The organism is Microbacterium sp. ISL-59 (assembly GCF_018613945.1).
Classification (GTDB): Bacteria; Actinomycetota; Actinomycetes; order Actinomycetales; family Microbacteriaceae; genus Microbacterium; species Microbacterium oxydans_B.
This window is the reverse complement of record NZ_JAGGPG010000001.1, coordinates 581,092-598,000: the sequence shown is the minus strand read 5'-3', so window position 1 is coordinate 598,000 and position 16,909 is coordinate 581,092. Positions and strand designations below refer to the sequence as shown.

The 16,909-nt window shown below is 68.3% G+C and carries 16 protein-coding genes; 10 read left to right on the top strand and 6 right to left on the bottom strand.

Annotated elements, in window-relative coordinates:
- Positions 1 to 6: 6 nt before the first annotated feature.
- The gene (locus J7E45_RS02915; RefSeq protein WP_215066958.1) at positions 7 to 285 is read left to right on the top strand and encodes a helix-turn-helix domain-containing protein; all 279 of its coding nucleotides are present in this window, start codon (positions 7 to 9) and stop codon (positions 283 to 285) included.
- Here J7E45_RS02915 and J7E45_RS02910 read toward each other — a convergent pair.
- Entirely contained in the window at positions 273 to 896 is a 624-nt protein-coding gene (locus tag J7E45_RS02910) for a hypothetical protein (RefSeq protein WP_167633252.1), read from the bottom strand. The two genes, J7E45_RS02915 and J7E45_RS02910, sit on opposite strands and share 13 nt — an antisense overlap.
- Positions 897 to 1,027: 131 nt before the next feature.
- On the opposite strand from J7E45_RS02910, the gene J7E45_RS02905 reads away from it, so the two are divergent.
- Both J7E45_RS02905 and J7E45_RS02900 read left to right on the top strand, forming a co-directional pair.
- On the top strand, positions 1,028 to 1,414 hold the full coding sequence (locus J7E45_RS02905) for an Rv3235 family protein (RefSeq protein WP_167633251.1): 387 nt from the start codon (positions 1,028 to 1,030) through the stop codon (positions 1,412 to 1,414).
- Positions 1,415 to 1,438: 24 nt separating this feature from the next.
- Entirely contained in the window at positions 1,439 to 2,923 is a 1,485-nt protein-coding gene (locus tag J7E45_RS02900) for a sensor histidine kinase (protein ID WP_091033899.1), read from the top strand.
- A 64-nt stretch (positions 2,924 to 2,987) separates the two neighbouring features.
- Here the strand turns inward: J7E45_RS02900 and J7E45_RS02895 are convergent, their stop codons facing one another.
- Entirely contained in the window at positions 2,988 to 3,236 is a 249-nt protein-coding gene (locus tag J7E45_RS02895) for a WhiB family transcriptional regulator (protein ID WP_017203224.1), read from the bottom strand.
- A 230-nt stretch (positions 3,237 to 3,466) separates the two neighbouring features.
- Between J7E45_RS02895 and J7E45_RS02890 the strand changes: the two genes are divergently transcribed.
- A complete protein-coding gene (locus tag J7E45_RS02890) occupies positions 3,467 to 3,853 on the top strand; it encodes a hypothetical protein (RefSeq protein WP_308162041.1) in 387 nt (128 codons plus the stop codon).
- Between the two features lie 38 nt (positions 3,854 to 3,891).
- Here the strand turns inward: J7E45_RS02890 and bcp are convergent, their stop codons facing one another.
- From bcp to aroA, 3 genes are read right to left on the bottom strand one after another with little or no spacing between them, the layout of a single operon-like run.
- The gene (gene bcp / locus J7E45_RS02885; protein WP_215066955.1) at positions 3,892 to 4,365 is read right to left on the bottom strand and encodes a thioredoxin-dependent thiol peroxidase; all 474 of its coding nucleotides are present in this window, start codon (positions 4,363 to 4,365) and stop codon (positions 3,892 to 3,894) included.
- 9 nt (positions 4,366 to 4,374) lie between these two features.
- A complete protein-coding gene (gene rsgA / locus J7E45_RS02880) occupies positions 4,375 to 5,445 on the bottom strand; it encodes a ribosome small subunit-dependent GTPase A (RefSeq protein WP_215066954.1) in 1,071 nt (356 codons plus the stop codon).
- Positions 5,446 to 5,447: 2 nt separating this feature from the next.
- The gene (gene aroA, locus J7E45_RS02875; protein ID WP_215066953.1) at positions 5,448 to 6,764 is read right to left on the bottom strand and encodes a 3-phosphoshikimate 1-carboxyvinyltransferase; all 1,317 of its coding nucleotides are present in this window, start codon (positions 6,762 to 6,764) and stop codon (positions 5,448 to 5,450) included.
- Positions 6,765 to 6,834: 70 nt separating this feature from the next.
- On the opposite strand from aroA, the gene J7E45_RS02870 reads away from it, so the two are divergent.
- The 3 genes from J7E45_RS02870 to J7E45_RS02860 are packed head-to-tail and all read left to right on the top strand — an operon-like array spanning position 6,835 to position 9,074.
- A complete protein-coding gene (locus J7E45_RS02870) occupies positions 6,835 to 7,497 on the top strand; it encodes a sigma-70 family RNA polymerase sigma factor (protein WP_091033888.1) in 663 nt (220 codons plus the stop codon).
- The gene (locus tag J7E45_RS02865) at positions 7,494 to 7,739 is read left to right on the top strand and encodes a zf-HC2 domain-containing protein (protein ID WP_029261944.1); all 246 of its coding nucleotides are present in this window, start codon (positions 7,494 to 7,496) and stop codon (positions 7,737 to 7,739) included. The genes J7E45_RS02870 and J7E45_RS02865 overlap by 4 nt, the downstream gene beginning before the upstream one ends.
- Positions 7,740 to 7,772: 33 nt before the next feature.
- A complete protein-coding gene (locus J7E45_RS02860; protein WP_215066951.1) occupies positions 7,773 to 9,074 on the top strand; it encodes a GNAT family N-acetyltransferase in 1,302 nt (433 codons plus the stop codon).
- Positions 9,075 to 9,131: 57 nt separating this feature from the next.
- Here J7E45_RS02860 and J7E45_RS02855 read toward each other — a convergent pair whose 3' ends face one another.
- On the bottom strand, positions 9,132 to 12,806 hold the full coding sequence (locus J7E45_RS02855; protein WP_215066949.1) for a multifunctional oxoglutarate decarboxylase/oxoglutarate dehydrogenase thiamine pyrophosphate-binding subunit/dihydrolipoyllysine-residue succinyltransferase subunit: 3,675 nt from the start codon (positions 12,804 to 12,806) through the stop codon (positions 9,132 to 9,134).
- Between the two features lie 161 nt (positions 12,807 to 12,967).
- On the opposite strand from J7E45_RS02855, the gene J7E45_RS02850 reads away from it, so the two are divergent.
- From J7E45_RS02850 to J7E45_RS02840, 3 genes are all read left to right on the top strand, one after another.
- A complete protein-coding gene (locus J7E45_RS02850) occupies positions 12,968 to 14,422 on the top strand; it encodes a GuaB1 family IMP dehydrogenase-related protein (RefSeq protein ID WP_215066947.1) in 1,455 nt (484 codons plus the stop codon).
- Between the two features lie 112 nt (positions 14,423 to 14,534).
- A complete protein-coding gene (locus tag J7E45_RS02845; RefSeq protein WP_091033878.1) occupies positions 14,535 to 15,851 on the top strand; it encodes a hemolysin family protein in 1,317 nt (438 codons plus the stop codon).
- A complete protein-coding gene (locus tag J7E45_RS02840; protein ID WP_029261939.1) occupies positions 15,848 to 16,909 on the top strand; it encodes a hemolysin family protein in 1,062 nt (353 codons plus the stop codon). The genes J7E45_RS02845 and J7E45_RS02840 overlap by 4 nt, the downstream gene beginning before the upstream one ends.

The following is a 16,909-nucleotide window of genomic DNA, read 5'->3' as shown; positions in this document are numbered from 1 at the left end:
AAGGGGATGGCACCCCCGACCCGGCCCGCGTCGCGATTCCTCGCCCCCGCGCAGGTGGCCGAACTCCTGAGCATCGGTGTGGACGAGGTGGTCGAACTCCTCCATGAAGGAAGACTCCGCGGTGCGCAGCTCGGCTCGCCGCCGCACTGGCGGGTGGAGGAGTCGAGTCTCGAGGACTACCTGGCGGAGGAATCGGAGATCGCTCGCCGCATGGCGTTGTGGAGGCAGTCGCAGGTCGCGAGCTTTCCTGAGGTCTGGGGCACCTCCTCGGCTCACCGCAGCTGATCTCCCGGGGTACGCACGGCGACGAGCGCGGCGAACGGGATGATGCGGAAGCCGTGCACAGCGCCGGCGAGACGCGCCTGGCCCGGATCGTGCAGCGCCAGATCGAGGTGATCCGCCGCGGCGCGGTCGATCGTGCCGTGGGCGTCGTCGCCGACCTGCACGCTGATATGCACGGGTATCCGCCGTCGGGCGAGATCCCGCAGCACGAATCCGAGCGTCATCCGCTCGCGAAGCGGGTGTACGTCCGTCGCAGAGTCATCGAGGCTCGCCAGGATCATGCCGTGGTCCGTCGTGAGGCCGGCGACGGCGTGCAGGGGGAGGATCAGCGCCGATGCTGCCGTGCCCGTCGAATGGCGGGCGCCGCCGACATCGCGTGAGACCACGGCGAGCCAGTCTGCTCCGAGAGCCTGGAGTGTGACCGGCAGCCGTCGTCCGTTCACGAGGTCGATCGTCGCGTCGGTGCTGGCGCTGCACAACGTCCGGAGACGGGCGCGCAGGTCCAGCTTCGCGATGCGTAGTCGCTCGGACTCGGCGTCGAGCACGGCTCGCTCCGCCTCCCAATCCGACGCCAGCTGGCCTTCGAGGTCTTCGAACAGACGGTCCCAGTGCACCCGACAGAGCGTAGGCGACGAGGAGATCTCACGTACGAGTTATCCACATAGTTGCTCGATGCGCCCCCCGGCGGGGGACGACGCGGTGCTGTACTGGCGGACTTCCAGACCTCCCCGACCGAGAGTCCGACATGATGCCTCACGAGTACTTCGCCGCCCAGCCCACGCCGACCAGCGAGCTTCCCGACCCCGCACCGCTCCTGCGGAGCCTCACCACCGGCGTCCTCGAGGCTCTCGCCGGAGTCAGGGAGGTCGATCAGCTCGCCCGCTGGCTCAGCGAGGATGCGTATCGGAGTCTGGTCACCAGAGTCAATCTCTCGGCGAGAGCGCGCAGCGCGCGGGGTGTCGCTCCGGCGCGACCGGCATTCGCGATCAGGTCGCTGCGCGTGGCCGAGCCGACCGACGGCGTGATCGAGGCCGTCGTCGTGGTGGCGGGGCCGGGGCGCACGCGCGCGGTCGCCGTCCGGCTGGACGGCATCGATCGGCGTTGGCGCGCGACGTCCTTGGCCATCCTCTGACGGATCTGACCGTAGGCTGGTGGGGTGTCAACCCTCAGTGATCTCGCCCATGCCCAGGGTCTCCTGACCGACAGTGATGTCGAGTGGCTGCACCGACTCGCCGGTGACGGGCAGCTCCTCGCCGACCTCGCGTCGGCGGACATCGTCATCTGGATTCAGACGGAGGACGGTACCTTCATCGCGGTCGCTCACGCGCGGCCGAGCGGGGCGGCGACGCTGTTCTACCGCGACATCGTCGGAGAGCGGGTACGACCGCAGTGGCGTACGCAGGTCCAGGGCGCCTTCGAGTCTGCGGAGATCGTGGACTCGTCGTCGCCGGACTGGTTCGAGGAGACTCCGACCAGGGTGCGCGCCGTGCCGATCGTGAGCGAGCGACGCGCAGCAGATGCCCCGCCCACCGTGATCGGCGTGGTGACCAGGCACACCAACCTCGGCGAGCTGCGCACCCCCTCTCGCCAGCAGATCACTTTCGACGAATGCGCGAACGATCTGTTCCGGATGATCGCGGACGGCAGCTTCCCCGACCTCGCCGCGCCGACCTCACCGCGTCGAGGCGCACCGCGTGCGTCGGACGGACTCATCCGGATCGACGTCGACGGGATCAGCACGTTCGCCAGCCCGAACGCACTCTCCGCCTTCAACCGCATGGGATTCGACGACGAGCTCGAGGGGGAGTCCCTCGCCGAGGTCACTACGCGGCTCGTCCCGCCCTCGCGGCAGGTCGACGAATCACTTCCCGTGGTGGTGACCGGGCGTGCTCCCTGGCGGACCGACATCGAGGCGCGCGGCGTCACGGTGTCGTTGCGCGCGATCCCGTTGAAGGACCACGGAACGCGCATCGGCGCGATCGTGCTCTGCCGCGACGTGTCGGAGCTGCGCCATCAGGAACAGGAGCTCATCACCAAGGATGCGACGATCCGCGAGATCCACCACCGGGTGAAGAACAACCTCCAGACCGTGGCGTCTCTCCTGCGGATCCAGGCGCGCCGCACCCACTCCGATGAAGCCCGAGATGCACTCACGCAGGCCATGCGTCGCGTCGATGCGATCGCGGTCGTGCACGACACCCTGGCTCAGGGGCTCACGCAGAAGGTCGATTTCGACGAGGTCTTCCACCGGGTGCTCAAGCTCGTGGCTGAGGTCGCCTCGGCGCCGAACACACGCGCGCGCACGCAGTCGACCGGGCGGTTCGGTGTGCTCCCGAGCGAGTATGCGACGCCCCTCGCCCTCGCGCTCACCGAGGTGGTCACGAACGCCGTCGAGCACGGCCTCGCCGGTCAGGAGGGCATCGTCACCATCGATGCCGCGCGGACCGAGGAGAATCTCCGCGTCACGGTGCGTGACACCGGCCTCGGTCTCCCCGAGGGGCGGATCGGTCAGGGGCTCGGCACGCAGATCATCCGCACCCTCATCCAGGGGGAGCTGGGCGGCACCATCGAGTGGCACGGAAGCGATGGAGAGGGCACAGAGGTGATCATCGACATCCCTCTGCGCTGGCTCGACCGCTGACCTGACGCACGCAGGGCAGACGAAAGCGGCCTGAGACCTCGTCTCAGGCCGCTTTCGTGCAGATTCAGGAGGCGCGGCGTGCGCGTGCGGCGCGACGCTTCAGAGCGCGGCGCTCGTCTTCGGAGAGACCGCCCCACACGCCGGAGTCCTGGCTGGTCTCCAGGGCGTACTGCAGACAGATCTCCGTGACTGTGCAGGTGGCGCAGACGGTCTTCGCCTTCTCGATCTGATCGACGGCCGGGCCGGTGTTCCCCACGGGGAAGAATAGCTCGGGGTCGACAGTCAGGCAGGCGGCCTTATCGCGCCAGTCCATGGGGGCTCCTCGGTGTGGATTTCAAGAGATGTCGCGATGCGACCTCTCGGATTCGGGTAGCAGTTCGGGTTCGGCTACCCTGGTGATGTGCGGACGGAATGCCCGCGATTTGTGATGCGAGCGAGATTGCTCGCCCCACGCCGCTGTGGGAGCACATGACTTTCTCTATTCTGTTACATGAAAACCGCGAAATCAAGGGTTTTCTCCTCTTTCGATGCTTGGGAGATGCTGTGCGCGCACCTGGAATCGCTCTCGCGGCAGCGGCGGTGCTCGTCGCGGAAGCCGCGGCGCTTCTCGTCTTCGCGGTCATCGAACTGGTCGGGCTCGGCGCCGGCGACGCGGCGTCGTTGCCGACCGCGCTGGCACTGATCGCGCTCACTCTCATCGGCGCCGCCGCTCTCGTGGCGTTCGCGATCGGTGTTCGAAGCGGCAAGTCGTGGGCGCGATCAGGGGGAGTGGTGTTCCAGGTGCTCGCGGTAGCCCTCGCGCTGGCATCCCTCACGCTGCAGCCGGTGTCGTGGGCATTCACCCTCGGGGTCGGGCTTCCCGGCCTGGTGGGCTTCGTGCTGCTGATCTCGAGCGCCCGACGCGAGGCCGAGCAGCGCCCGGCGGAGTGAGTTCCGGCGGCCGCTGAGAGCGAACTCAGCGGCGGGTGTCAGACGTCGATGCCGAGCTGCTTGCGCAGTCGCGCCACGTGACCGGTGGCCTTCACGTTGTACTGCGCGAGAGTGATCGTGCCGTCCTCGTCGAGGACGAACGTGGAGCGGATGACACCCTCGACGAGCTTGCCGTAGTTCATCTTCTCGCCCCACGCGCCGTAGGCGGTATGGGTCGCGTGGTCGGGGTCGCTCAGCAGCGGGAAGGTGAGTCCATCGCGTTCGCGGAACTTCGTCAGCGTAGCCGGCTCATCGCGCGAGATGCCGACGACCCGGTAGCCCGCACCCTGGAGCGACGAGATGCTGTCGCGGAAATCGCAGGCCTCCGTGGTGCAGCCGGGCGTCATCGCGGCGGGGTAGAAGTACAGCACCGTCTTCTGTCCGCGCAGATCGGCGAGACGTACGGTCTTCCCGTCCTGGTCGAGGAGAGAGAAGTCAGGGGCTGCGGTTCCGGGTTCCAGGCGCTGGGTCACGTCTCCAGCCTAACGGCCGGGGGCCTGCTCCGCTTTGTCGGCGAACGTCTGGAGCAGCCGCTGCAGGGAGTCGAGCCGCGCGCGGCCGGTCTCGCCCAGCTCACCCCGTTCCGCCGCTTCGATCAGGGCACAGTCCGGGGCGTCCGCGAGATGCGTGCACCCTCGGGGACAATCCTGGGCGATCGCGGCGAGCTCCGTGAACGCGGCCAGGATGTTGGCGGGATCCACGTGGCCGAGACCGAAGGAGCGCACACCGGGGGTGTCGATCACCCAGCCGGTGCCCCCGGCCCCCTCGTAACGCAGCGAGACGGTCGAGGAGGAGGTGTGACGTCCGCGTCCGGTGACCTGGTTCACGTGGCCGGTGGCGCGCAGAGCCGTGGGCACGAGCGCGTTGACGAGGGTGGACTTGCCGACGCCCGAGTGGCCGACGAAAACCGTGGAGTGCCCCACGAGCGCCTCGCCGATCTCCTCGACGGGCATCTCGTCCTGAGCGCTGGTGAACACGCGCAGGTCGAGACCGTCGAAGTGGGTGAGGAACTCCGTCGGATCGGCGATATCGGTCTTCGTGACGACCAGAAGAGGACGTATCCCCGCATCCAGTGCGGCGACGAGGTATCGGTCGACGAGACGGGCTCGTGGCTCGGGGTCGGCCGCGGCGACGACGACGAGCATCTGATCGGCGTTCGCGACGATGACGCGCTCGACCTGGTCGGTGTCATCGGCACTGCGACGCAGAAGCGAGGTGCGTTCCACGATGCCGACGATGCGGGCGAGGGTGCCCTCGTCGCCCGAGGTGTCTCCGACCACACGGGCCTGATCACCCGTGACGATAGGCATGCGTCGAAGCTCCCGGGCCCTGGTGGTCGTGATCATGCGCTCGTCGGGGGTGTTCTCGCCCAGGAGCACCGAGTACCGGCCGCGGTCGACGCCGAGAACCCTGCCCACCCGGGCATCGTCGTGCGCGGGTCGGCGTTTGGTGCGCGGGCGGTTCGCCTTGGGGTTCGGGCGTGTCCTGATGCTGCTCTCGTCGAAGTCCTCGAAGTCGTCATCGAGGTCGTCGCTGTCGTCGAGCCAACTCACCATCAACCTCGCAGCATCCGCTCCCAGAGCATCGTGAACTCCGGGAGGGTCTTCGCCGTGGTTCCGATGTCGTCGATCTCGACGCCGGGAACACGCAGGCCGATCAGCGCACCGGTCGTGGCCATCCGGTGGTCGTGGTGCGCTGCCCAGCTGCCGCCGTGCAACGGGCGGGGGATGATGCGGAGCCCATCCGGGAGCTCCTCGGCATCCCCGCCGAGTGCGCGGAGGTTGCCGATGAGTGCCGCGATGCGGTCGGTCTCATGGAGACGGATGTGGCCGATGCCACGGATGGTCGTCGGGGACTCTGCGAATGCAGCGAGCCCGACGAGGGTCGGAGTCAGCTCGCTCGCCGCGGAGAGGTCGAGGTCGAGACCGCGGATGCCGGAGCCAGCGCGCACCGTGAGCGTTCCGCCGTGTCGACCCACGTGCGCTCCCGTGGCCTGCAGGATGTCCGGCAGCAGCGCGCCCGGCTGCGTGGAGTGCGCCGGCCACCCGGTGATGGAGACGGAACCTCCGGTCACGAGCGCTGCCGCGAGGAACGGTGCGGCGTTGGAGAGATCCGGTTCGATCGCGATCTCCTTCGCGCGCGGTACACCGGCCTCGACGAGCCACTCGCCGACAGCCGGACGCTCGATGCGGATGCCGCGGCGGCTCAGAGCCTCGATGGTCATGTCGATGTGCGGAAGACTCGGCAGGTGTTCGCCGACGTGGACGAGATGGAGTCCGACGTCGAAGCGAGGAGCGGCGAGCAGGAGGCCGGAGACGAACTGGCTCGACGCCGATGCGTCGATCTCGACTCGTCCGCCGCGGATGCGCCCGTGACCGCGGATGGTGAACGGGAGCGCCCAGGTCCCCTCGTCGTCGATGTCGACTCCGAGGTCCCGCAGGGCGCTGATCAGCCCACCCATGGGGCGATGGAGTGCGGTCTCATGCGCAGTGAGGTGCACGTCGTGCTGGGCGAGGCCTGCCAGCGGAGCGATGAAGCGCATCACAGTGCCCGCCTGGCCGCAGTCGATCGTCGTGCCCCCGCTGAGCTTCGCCGGGGTGACCACGAGGTCGGGGCCGAACTCGTGTCCGGCTTCCACCTCTTCGATGCCGACACCGAGCGCGCGCAGGGCGTCGACCATGCGCGCGGAGTCGTCGGAGTGCAGGGGGGCGATCAGCCGGCCGGGGCCGTCGGCGATCGCGGCGATCATCAGCTCGCGATTCGTCAGCGATTTCGAGCCCGGGATCGTGAGCTCGGCGTGCACGGGCACGTCGGTGGTGGGCGCAGGATAGGTGCCCTGCACCCGGGAGGGGGAATACCTGTTGGCGCTCATCGGTTCTCACCTTAGTAAACGCAGGAAGCTTCGTCGCGAAAGACAGGCTCCTGAAAGCGAAGGAGAGAGCATGACGGCGACGTTGGAGCGCGAGGTGATCGACCTCAGCGGCCTAGACTGGCCGGTGATGGATGACACCGCAACCGCAGACATCGTCGGCGACCCTCGACGCGAGTTCGAGGAGCAGGCGATCCCTTTCATGGATCAGCTCTACGCCGCCGCGATGCGCATGACGCGCAACCCCGCTGACGCCGCCGACCTCGTGCAGGAGACGTTCGTCAAAGCCTATGGCTCCTGGTCGACGTTCTCGCAGGGGACCAACCTCAAGGCGTGGCTGTACCGCATCCTCACGAACACGTACATCAACATCTACCGCAAGCGCCAGCGCGAGCCGTTCCAGGGCACGATCGACGAGCTCGAGGACTGGCAGCTGGGCGGTGCGGAATCCACGACCGCTTCGCACAGCCGCTCCGCCGAGGCGGAGGCCATCGACCGGATGCCGGCCTCGGTGGTCAAGGATGCGCTGCAGGCCGTGCCGGAGGACTTCCGGCTCGCGGTGTACCTCGCCGATGTCGAGGGCTTCGCGTACCAGGAGATCGCCGACATCATGAAGACCCCCATCGGCACCGTGATGAGCCGTCTGCATCGTGGCAGGCGGATGCTGCGGGAGCTGCTGGCAGATTACGCCGCCGAGCGGGGCATCGCGGCGGCTGAGACGAGGAGCAAGAAATGAGCGACTGCGGCTGCGACAAAGCGCGTCAGGATCTGGAGGAGTACCTCCGCAACGAGGTGTGCAAGACCGAGCACACCGAGATCCGTGAGCACCTCGAGCATTGCCCGTCCTGCCGTGATGAGGCGCTCGTGGCCACGACCCTCACCGAGGTCATCGCCCGTGCCTGCAAGGAGACTGCTCCCGAGCAGTTGCGCGACCAGGTTTTCGCTCGGCTGCGCGAAGCTCAGGCTGCCCAGCACTGACCCCGCGTCCGAGCCCGTCGGTAGTGTGGATGGATGAGCTCCATGGATGCGCGGGACGTGCCCGCAGACACCACCTCGACTGAACGACTGGCCGCCGCCGGACTCGAGTACCGCGTCGTCGATCTGACCGATGACGCGAGCGCCGTGGCATTCCAGCGTGCGGTGGACCGCGGTTTCCTCGGTGCCGAACCGAGCAGCGAGATGCTCGCGCAGGTCACGAAGACCTTCGCGGCCCGACGCAACATCGGCGTGTTCGAGAAGACGGCACCGGAAGCTGCGCTGCCGGTCGCGACCACCAACGCGTGGGTGACTCCACTCACGCTTCCCGGAGGCGGCGAGATCGGCATGTGGGCGATCAGCATCGTCACCGTCGCGGCGACCCATCGGCGCCGGGGCATCGCGAGAGCCCTCCTCGAGGGCGAGCTGCGGGCCGCAGCATCCGCCGGTGTCGCCGTCGCCGGGCTCACGGTGACAGAGGCGACGATCTATGGGCGCTACGGGTTCGGCTCGGCCGTCCCGGTCGCGCGACTGACCGTGGACACGCGACGAGCAGGGTGGGGCGGCGAGACTCCGCCCGGGCACCTGGAGTACGTGGACCGCGAGACGCTCGCCGCCGACCTCGGGGCTGTCCACGAGCGCGCGCGTCGGCGGACAGCCGGACAGATCCCCGGCTGGCGCGGCCGCTGGGAGGGGTATGCGGGCGTCGCACCGACCGCCGATCGGGATCACGCCCGTGGCGTGCGCTATCTCGACGAGCACGGTGTGCTCCGAGGGGTCATGGCATACGCCGTGAGTGAGGCGAACGGCACGTTGCGGTTCCGTCTGGACGTGCGGCTGCTCGTCGCCGAGACCGCCGAGGCGCGCGCCGCGCTGTGGCGTTTCGCGCTGCAGCACGACCTCGTCGACGAGGTCATCGCCGACCTCCGTCCCCTCGACGATCCGCTGCTGTGGCTCGTCGCCGACCCCCGCGGTGTGAAGCAGGAGGTGCATGACCACGGGTGGCTGCGCATCCTCGATCTCCCGGCCGCGCTGATCGCGCGACGCTACTCTGCTCCGCTCGACACGGTGCTGCGCGTCGAGGACTCCCTCGGATTCACGAACGGCGACTGGCGGTTGCACATCGACGAGTCCGGTGAAGCGACGGTAGAGGTCGCCGAGGGCAGCACGGCCGACATCGTGCTCGACGTGTCGGCGCTGTCCTCGCTGTACGCCGGTGGAGTCCGCGCGGCATCTCTGCACGGCGCCGGTCGCATCTCGGGTGACGCGGCGGCCGTCGAGGCACTCGATCGCGCACTGATCGCCTTCCCGGTGCCGTCTCTCGACATCTGGTACTGAACCGGAACGAGAAAGGGCGCCCCGACCGCGGTCGGGGCGCCCTTTCTCATCGATGGATCAGCCGAGTGTGACGGCCGAACGGATCAGTGCGGCCTGCTCGGCGGCATGCACCTTGGACGATCCCGTCGCCGGCGACGCGGATGCCGTGCGGGCGACGGGTCGGAAGGACCGGTCTCCGGGGACGTCGGCGAAGGCGAGCGCGAGGAACGGCCACGCGCCCTGGTTCTCCGGCTCCTCCTGCACCCACACCAGCTCGGCGTTCGGGTAGGAGTCGGTGATGGCCTTGAGCTCGTCGATCGGCGTCGGGTAGAGCTGCTCGAGCCGGACGAGGGCGACCTCGGGGTTCGGGTTCTTGTCGAGTTCGGCGCGCAGATCCCAGTGCACCTTGCCCGAGTGCACGAGGACGCGCTTCACGGCCGAGCGGTCGAGACCGCGGTCGTCGTCGATCACCGGCTCGAACCGGCCCTGGGTGAAGGCCTCGACCGGGCTCGTCGCGCCGCGCAGACGCAGCATCGCCTTCGGTGTGAAGACGATGAGCGGCTTGCGAGGACGGGCGTAGGCCTGGCGGCGCAGCAGGTGGAAGTACGACGCCGGGGTCGACGGACGGGAGACGATCATGTTCTCCTGCGCGCACATCTGCAGGAAGCGCTCGATGCGCGCCGACGAGTGGTCAGGTCCCTGGCCCTCGTAGCCGTGGGGGAGGAGCAGCGTCACGCTGGACTGCTGTCCCCACTTCTGCTCGGCCGCCGAGATGTACTCGTCGATGACGGACTGGGCGCCGTTGACGAAGTCGCCGAACTGCGCCTCCCAGAGCACGAGTGCCTCGGGAGCCTCGACCGAGTAGCCGTATTCGAACCCGAGGGCGGCGTACTCGCTGAGGAGCGAGTCGTAGACGAAGAAGCGGCCCTGCGCATCGGACAGATTCGACAGCGGCAGCCATTCCTGGCCGTTCGCACGGTCATGCAGAGTGGCGTGACGCTGGACGAACGTGCCACGACGGGCATCCTGTCCGGCGAGACGCACCGGGGTACCCTCGACCAGAAGCGAACCGAATGCGAGAAGCTCGCCGAAGCCCCAGTCGATACCGCCGTTGCGGCTCATGTCGAGGCGCTTCTCCAGCAGCTGCTGGATCTTCGGGTGCACCGTGAAGCCCTCGGGCTTGTTCACGAATGCGTCACCGATGAGCTGGATGACCTCGCCCGGCACGCCCGTGACCTCGGGCGCTCCGACCTGGTCTTCCACCGGAGGCAGCTCCGGCGCGATCGGTGTCGCCCCGGTCTCCGCCGCGTGGGTCTCGGCGAAGGCGATCTCGAGGCGGTTCTGGAAGTCCGCCTTGGCCTCGTCGTACTCCTGCTCCGTGATGTCGCCACGGCCGACGAGCGACTCGGTGTACAGACGGCGGACAGACCGCTTCGCCTGGATCAGGTCGGTCATCAGCGGCTGCGTCATCGAGGGGTCGTCCCCCTCGTTGTGACCGCGTCGGCGGTAGCACACGAGGTCGATGACGACGTCGCGGTGGAAGCGCTCGCGGTACTCGAACGCGAGCTGCGCGACGTGGATGACGGCCTCGGGGTCGTCGCCGTTCACATGGAACACCGGTGCCTGGATGGTCTTCGCCACGTCGGTGGAGTACACCGAGGTGCGTCCGTCGTTCGGGGTCGTCGTGAAGCCGACCTGGTTGTTCACCACGACGTGGATCGTGCCGCCGGTGCGGTAGCCGCGCAGCTGGGACATCTGCAGCGTCTCGACGACGACGCCCTGGCCGGCGAAGGCCGCGTCGCCGTGGACGAGGATCGGCAGCCAGGCGAACGTGCCGATCGGCTTGCGGTCCTGCTTGGCGCGGACGATGCCTTCCAGCACGCCGTCGACCGTCTCGAGGTGCGACGGGTTCGCCGCGAGGTAGACCGGCAGCTCGGACTTGTCATCGGCGACGAAGGTGCCCTCGGTGCCGAGGTGGTACTTCACGTCACCCGAGCCACGCTGGTTGCCGGGGGTCTGGGTGCCCTCGAACTCCCGGAACACCTGGCCGTACGTCTTGCCGGCGATGTTCGTCAGCACGTTGAGGCGGCCGCGGTGGGCCATGCCGATCGCAGCGCCCTCGAGTCCGGAAGTCGCGGCGCCCTGGAGGATCTCGTCGAGCAGCGGGATCAGCGACTCGCCGCCCTCGAGCGAGAAGCGCTTCTGGCCGACGAACTTCGTCTGCAGGAAGGTCTCGAACGCCTCGGCCTCGTTGAGCTTGCGGAGGACCCGCAGCTGCTCGTCGTGGCCGGGCTTCTGGTACTTGACCTCGACCTTCTCCTGGAACCAGCGACGCTGCTCCGGGTCCTGGATGTGCATGTACTCGATGCCGAGCGTGCGGCAGTACGAGTCGCGGAGCACACCGAGGATGTCGCGGAGCTTGGCGATGCGCCGACCGCCGAACCCGCCGGTGACGAACTCGCGGTCCAGGTCCCAGAAGGTGAGCCCGTGGCTCTCGATCTCGAGGTCGGGGTGTGAGCGCTGCTGGTACTCGAGCGGGTCGATGTCGGCCATCAGGTGGCCGCGCACGCGGAAGGAGTTGATGAGCTCCTGCACACGGGACTGCTTGTCGACGCGCTCGGCGAGGTCGACCGCGATGTCGGGGTTCCAGCGGATGGGGGCGTACGGGATGCGGAGCGCCGCGAAGATGTCGTCGTAGAAGCCGCGCTGGCCGATGAGCAGCTCATGCACCTTCTTGAGGAACTCGCCCGAGCCTGCACCCTGGATGACGCGGTGGTCGTAGGTGCTGGTGAGCGTGATCGTCTTGCCGATCGCCAGCTCGTTGAGCGTCTTGTCGCTCGCGCCCTGGAACTCGGCGGGGTACTCGAGGGCTCCGGCACCGATGATGCAGCCCTGGCCCTTCATCAGCCGCGGCACGGAGTGCACGGTGCCGATGCCGCCGGGGTTGGTGAGGGACACGGTGGTGCCCTGGAAGTCCGCGGCGGTGAGCTTGTTGCCGCGGGCGCGGGTGACCAGGTCTTCGTACGCGCTGAGGTACTCGGTGAACGACAGCGTGTCGGCGCGCTTGATGCTGGGCACCATGAGAGCGCGCGTGCCGTCGGGCTTGGGCAGGTCGATCGCGATGCCGAGGTTGACGTGCGCAGGGGCGACGACCGAGGGCTTGCCGTCGATCTCGGCGTAGAACACGTTCTGGCTGCGGAACTCGTCGAGCGTGCGGATGAGCGCCCAGCCGATGAGGTGGGTGAAGCTGATCTTGCCGCCGCGGGTGCGCGCCATGTGGTTGTTGATGACGATGCGGTTGTCGATCATCAGCTTCGCGGGCACGGTGCGCACGCTGGTCGCGGTCGGGACGGTCAGTGACTCGTCCATGTTCGCGGCGAGGGTCTTCGGCAGGCCGCGCAGCGGAGTGACCTTGTCCTCCTCGACGGGCTCGACGGCCTCCTTCGACTCGGGCTTGGGTGCGGGCTTGGGTGCCTGTGCCGGGATCGGCGCGGCGGCCGCGGGCTTCGCGGTCGTGCGGGCGACCGGCTGCGAGCCGATCACGGGGATCGGGGCGGTCACCGGATGTGCCGACGTGTCCGCAGCGGCGGGTGCCGATGAGGAGGTATCCGAGTGGTACTTCTCGAGGATCGGCCACCACTCCTTGTCGACGGAGTCGCGGTTCACTTTGAACTGCTCGTAGAGCTCTTCGACGAGCCAGGAATTGGCTCCGAACCCCCCGTCGCCGTTGACGCCGGTCACCTGGTTCGACACTCTCGATCGCCCTCTTTCATCGCTGAAGCTCTCTGGTGCGGACGTCGACGCAGGATGCGTTCGGATCCGCACACTCTCGACCAACAAGCCTAACGTGTTTCGCTCGGGGAATCGTCGGAAGCCACGCGCCCACACGGCTGCGATCTGGGTACCGTGGAGACATGGAGTTCTCTGGAGCGCAGCCGACCGTCGACCTGACCTACTCGGACGTCTTCCTGGTGCCGCGGAGATCCGGGGTCACCAGCCGTCTTCAGGTCGATCTGGCACCGCTGGACGGCACCCCGGCGACTCTTCCGATCGTCGCCTCGAACATGAACTCCGTGACCGGCCCCAGAATCGCGGCGGTGCTCGCCCGCCGAGGCGCGCTCGGCGTGCTTCCCCAGGATCTGCCGCTGCAGGATCTCGATTCCGCGATCCGTGACGTGAAAGCCCAGCCGGTCCTCTGGGACACCCCGATCGTGCTCCCGCCCGAGGCCTCCGTCGCGGACGCGCTCCGCCTGCTCCCGGCCGCTGCCGGTCACGGGATCGTGGTCGCGCAGGGCGCCGCGCCGATCGAGGTCGGACGGATCCTCGGCGTGCTCCCGGCCACAAGACTCGCCACCGCGCTGCCGGATGCCCAGCTCGGAGATCTCGTTCACCGCGGGACACCGTCGATCGACGCGGACGACATCGGTTCGGAGCGGCACGCCTTCGACGTCATCACGGACGCCGACGTCGAGATGGTGACGGTGGTCCACCACGGACATCTCGTGGGCACCCTGAGTGCGCGCAGTGCACTGCGCTCCACCCTGTACCGTCCGGCTGTCGATGCCGATGGACGACTGGCTGTGGCCGCGGCCGTCGGCATCAACGGCGACGTCGCGGCGAAGGCCAAGGCGCTGGCCGGAGCAGGCGTCGACGTGCTGGTCGTCGACACCGCGCACGGCCATCAGGAGGGCATGCTGCGCGCTCTGCGTGCGGTCGCCGAGCTCGACCTCGGGCTGCCCATCGTCGCCGGCAACATCGTCACCGCCGACGGCGTCGCCGATCTGGTCGACGCGGGCGCGACGATCCTCAAGGTGGGCGTGGGACCCGGGGCGATGTGCACCACACGAATGATGACCGCGGTCGGACGCCCCCAGTTCTCCGCCGTGCTCGAGACCGCCCAGGCAGCGAGGGAGCTCGGCGCCCATGTCTGGGCAGACGGCGGCGTGCGGTACCCCCGCGACGTGGCACTCGCGCTCGCGGCCGGCGCGGCATCCGTCATGGTCGGCTCGTGGTTCGCCGGCACGATCGAGGCGCCGGGGGAGCTGCAGCGCGACAGCGATGGTCGCCTGTTCAAGGAATCCTGGGGCATGGCGTCGACCAAAGCGGTGCAGGCGCGCTTCGGCCGACTCGACGCCTACGAGCGGGCTCGCAAGGAGCTCTTCGCCGAGGGCATCTCCTCGTCCAAGATCTATCTCGACCCGCTGCGGCCCGGCGTGGAGGATCTGCTGGACATGATCACCTCGGGCGTGCGTTCGTCGTTCACGTATGCGGGCGCCTCGTCCGTGCCGGAGTTCCACGATCGCGCGCTGGTCGGACTCCAGTCGGCAGCCGGGTACGAAGAGGGCAAGGCGCTTCCCGTCAGCTGGTGATCGCGAGCGCGAGCACAGTCGTCTTCTGTACAATCGTCCGCATAATGGACGACCCTCCCAGTTGCAGAACATCGCCCCACTGTCCGCCTCTCTCGCAGGAGAGGAACCGCTGATGGACTACATCATGTTGGGCGTGGGGCTCCTTCTCACGGTCGGCACCGGCCTCTTCGTCGCCAGCGAGTTCGCGTTGGTCAACCTCGACCGCGCCGAGCTCGAAGCGCGACAGGCCAGAGGTGAATCCCGGCTCTCGCTCACGATCGGCGCCCTCCGGCACACGTCCACGCATCTCTCCGCAGCACAGCTCGGAATCACGCTGACGACGCTGCTCACCGGTTACACGATGGAGCCGGCGCTGTCGAACCTGCTGCGTCCGACGCTTGTCGCCTGGAGCATCCCGGAGGCGGCGGTCGCGCCCATCGCGACGATCGTGGCGATGCTCGTGGCCACCGTGCTGTCGATGATCCTCGGCGAACTCGTGCCGAAGAACTTCGCGCTCGCCCTGCCGCTGGCGACGGCGAAGCTCGTCATCCCCTTCCAGGTCGCCTTCACGACCGTCTTCAAACCGGCCGTGGTCGTGCTCAACGGCAGTGCCAACGGCGTGTTGCGGAGCATGGGGATCGAGCCGAAGGAAGAGCTCTCCGGCGCCCGCAGCGCGGAGGAGCTCTCCTCGCTCGTGCGACGCTCCGCCAGTGCGGGACTGCTCGAGGCCGACACCGCGACGCTGCTCGACCGCACTCTGATGTTCTCCCGGCTGACCGCCGCCGACGTGATGACCGCACGGCCGAGCATGCACGCGATCGCCGCCGGTGACTCGGTGGACGACGTCATCCAACTCGCACGGCGCACCGGGCACAGCCGCTTCCCGGTCTACGACGACGATCTCGACGACATCACCGGCGTCGTGCACCTCAAGGCAGCCATCTCGGTGCCGCGTGATCGCCGGACCGAGGTCCCCGTGGGGGCCCTGGCGACCGAGCCTCTGCGCGTGCCCGAGACCGTGCACGTGGACGCCCTGATCTCCGAGCTCCGTGCTCGCGGGTACCAGCTCGCCGTCGTCGTCGACGAGTACGGCGGGACGGCGGGGCTCGTCACGCTCGAAGACCTCGTCGAGGAGCTGGTCGGCGAGGTCGCCGACGAGCATGACCGCACGAGGGCCGGAGTCATCCGCAACCGGGAGGGCGTGACCTTCCCCGGCGAGCTGCGTCCCGATGAGCTGCGCCGTCGCGCGGGCGTCGAAGTTCCGGAGGGTGACGTGTACGACACAGTCGGCGGCTACGTCATGAGTGTGCTCGAGCGTGTGCCCTCGGTCGGCGACGAGGTGCCGCTCGACAGCGGCATCCTCCAGGTCGTCCGCATGGACGGCCGGCGCGTCGACCGCGTCCGCTACGTTCCGAGTCCGCTCGACGGGGGAGAGGAGGCCACCCGATGAACGATTGGGGAGGACTCGCCTGGCTCGTCGTGCTTCTGATCGCGAACGCGTTCTTCGTCGGTGGAGAGTTCGCGGTGATCTCGGCTCGTCGGTCGCAGATCGAGCCACGCGCAGACCAGGGCTCGCGTGCAGCGAAGACGGCACTGTACGCGATGGAGCACGCGACTCTGATGCTCGCGACCTCGCAGCTCGGCATCACGATCTGCTCGCTCCTGATCCTGAACGTCTCGGAACCCGCGATCCACCACCTGCTCGCCGTGCCGCTGCATGCGCTCGGCTGGCCGGACGGTGCTGTCGACGCAGTCTCGTTCGCGATCGCGCTGCTGATCGTCTCGTTCCTGCACGTCGTGTTCGGCGAGATGGTGCCGAAGAACCTCGCGTTCTCGGTGCCGGATCGTGCCGTGCTGATCCTGGCTCCGCCGCTGGTGTGGGTGTCGAAGGTCTTCATGCCGGTGATCTGGGTGCTCAACGCCGCCGCCAACGGTGTGCTGCGCCTCTTCCGGGTGGAGCCGAAGAACGAGGCGGCCTCCACGTTCACGCTCGACGAGGTCGCGACCATCGTGAGCCAGTCGCGACGTGAGGGCCTGCTGATGGACACCGCGGGAACGGTCGCCGCCGCGGTCGAGTTCACAGACAAGAAGGCACGGGACGTCGCCGTGCCTCTGGGCGATCTGGTGACCCTGCCGCAGTCGACCACGCCGGACGACATCGAGAAGGCCGTCTCACGCTACGGGTTCTCCCGCTACGTGATCGTCGACGACGAAGCCGTACCGATCGGGTATGTCCACCTGAAGGACATCCTGCGTGCATCCGAAGGGCCGGACGCCGAGACGAAGATGATCCAGCCGGTCCCTGCCAAGCGCATCCACCACATGGTGCCGGTGCAGGAGGACACGGATCTGGAGGATGCCCTCGCGGTGATGCGCCGCGCGGGCCGCCACCTCGCGAAGGTGCGCGACGCGCAGGGGAACACCACCGCCGTGCTGTTCCTGGAGGACATCCTGGAGGAGCTGGTCGGCGAGGTGCAGGACGCGACGCGTCGCTTCCGCGGACGCTGA

Excerpts from the sequence above, each read along its gene's own strand:
- J7E45_RS02870 (WP_091033888.1), top strand. The coding sequence starts at position 6,835 with ATGACGGCGACGTTGGAGCGCGAGGTGATCGACCTCAGCGGCCTAGAC.
- J7E45_RS02905 (WP_167633251.1), top strand. The coding sequence starts at position 1,028 with ATGATGCCTCACGAGTACTTCGCCGCCCAGCCCACGCCGACCAGCGAG.
- J7E45_RS02895 (WP_017203224.1), bottom strand. The coding sequence starts at position 3,236 with ATGGACTGGCGCGATAAGGCCGCCTGCCTGACTGTCGACCCCGAGCTA.
- aroA (WP_215066953.1), bottom strand. The coding sequence starts at position 6,764 with ATGAGCGCCAACAGGTATTCCCCCTCCCGGGTGCAGGGCACCTATCCT.
- J7E45_RS02840 (WP_029261939.1), top strand. The coding sequence starts at position 15,848 with ATGAACGATTGGGGAGGACTCGCCTGGCTCGTCGTGCTTCTGATCGCG.
- J7E45_RS02845 (WP_091033878.1), top strand. The coding sequence starts at position 14,535 with ATGGACTACATCATGTTGGGCGTGGGGCTCCTTCTCACGGTCGGCACC.
- J7E45_RS02850 (WP_215066947.1), top strand. The coding sequence starts at position 12,968 with ATGGAGTTCTCTGGAGCGCAGCCGACCGTCGACCTGACCTACTCGGAC.
- J7E45_RS02860 (WP_215066951.1), top strand. The coding sequence starts at position 7,773 with ATGAGCTCCATGGATGCGCGGGACGTGCCCGCAGACACCACCTCGACT.
- J7E45_RS02915 (WP_215066958.1), top strand. The coding sequence starts at position 7 with ATGGCACCCCCGACCCGGCCCGCGTCGCGATTCCTCGCCCCCGCGCAG.
- J7E45_RS02865 (WP_029261944.1), top strand. The coding sequence starts at position 7,494 with ATGAGCGACTGCGGCTGCGACAAAGCGCGTCAGGATCTGGAGGAGTAC.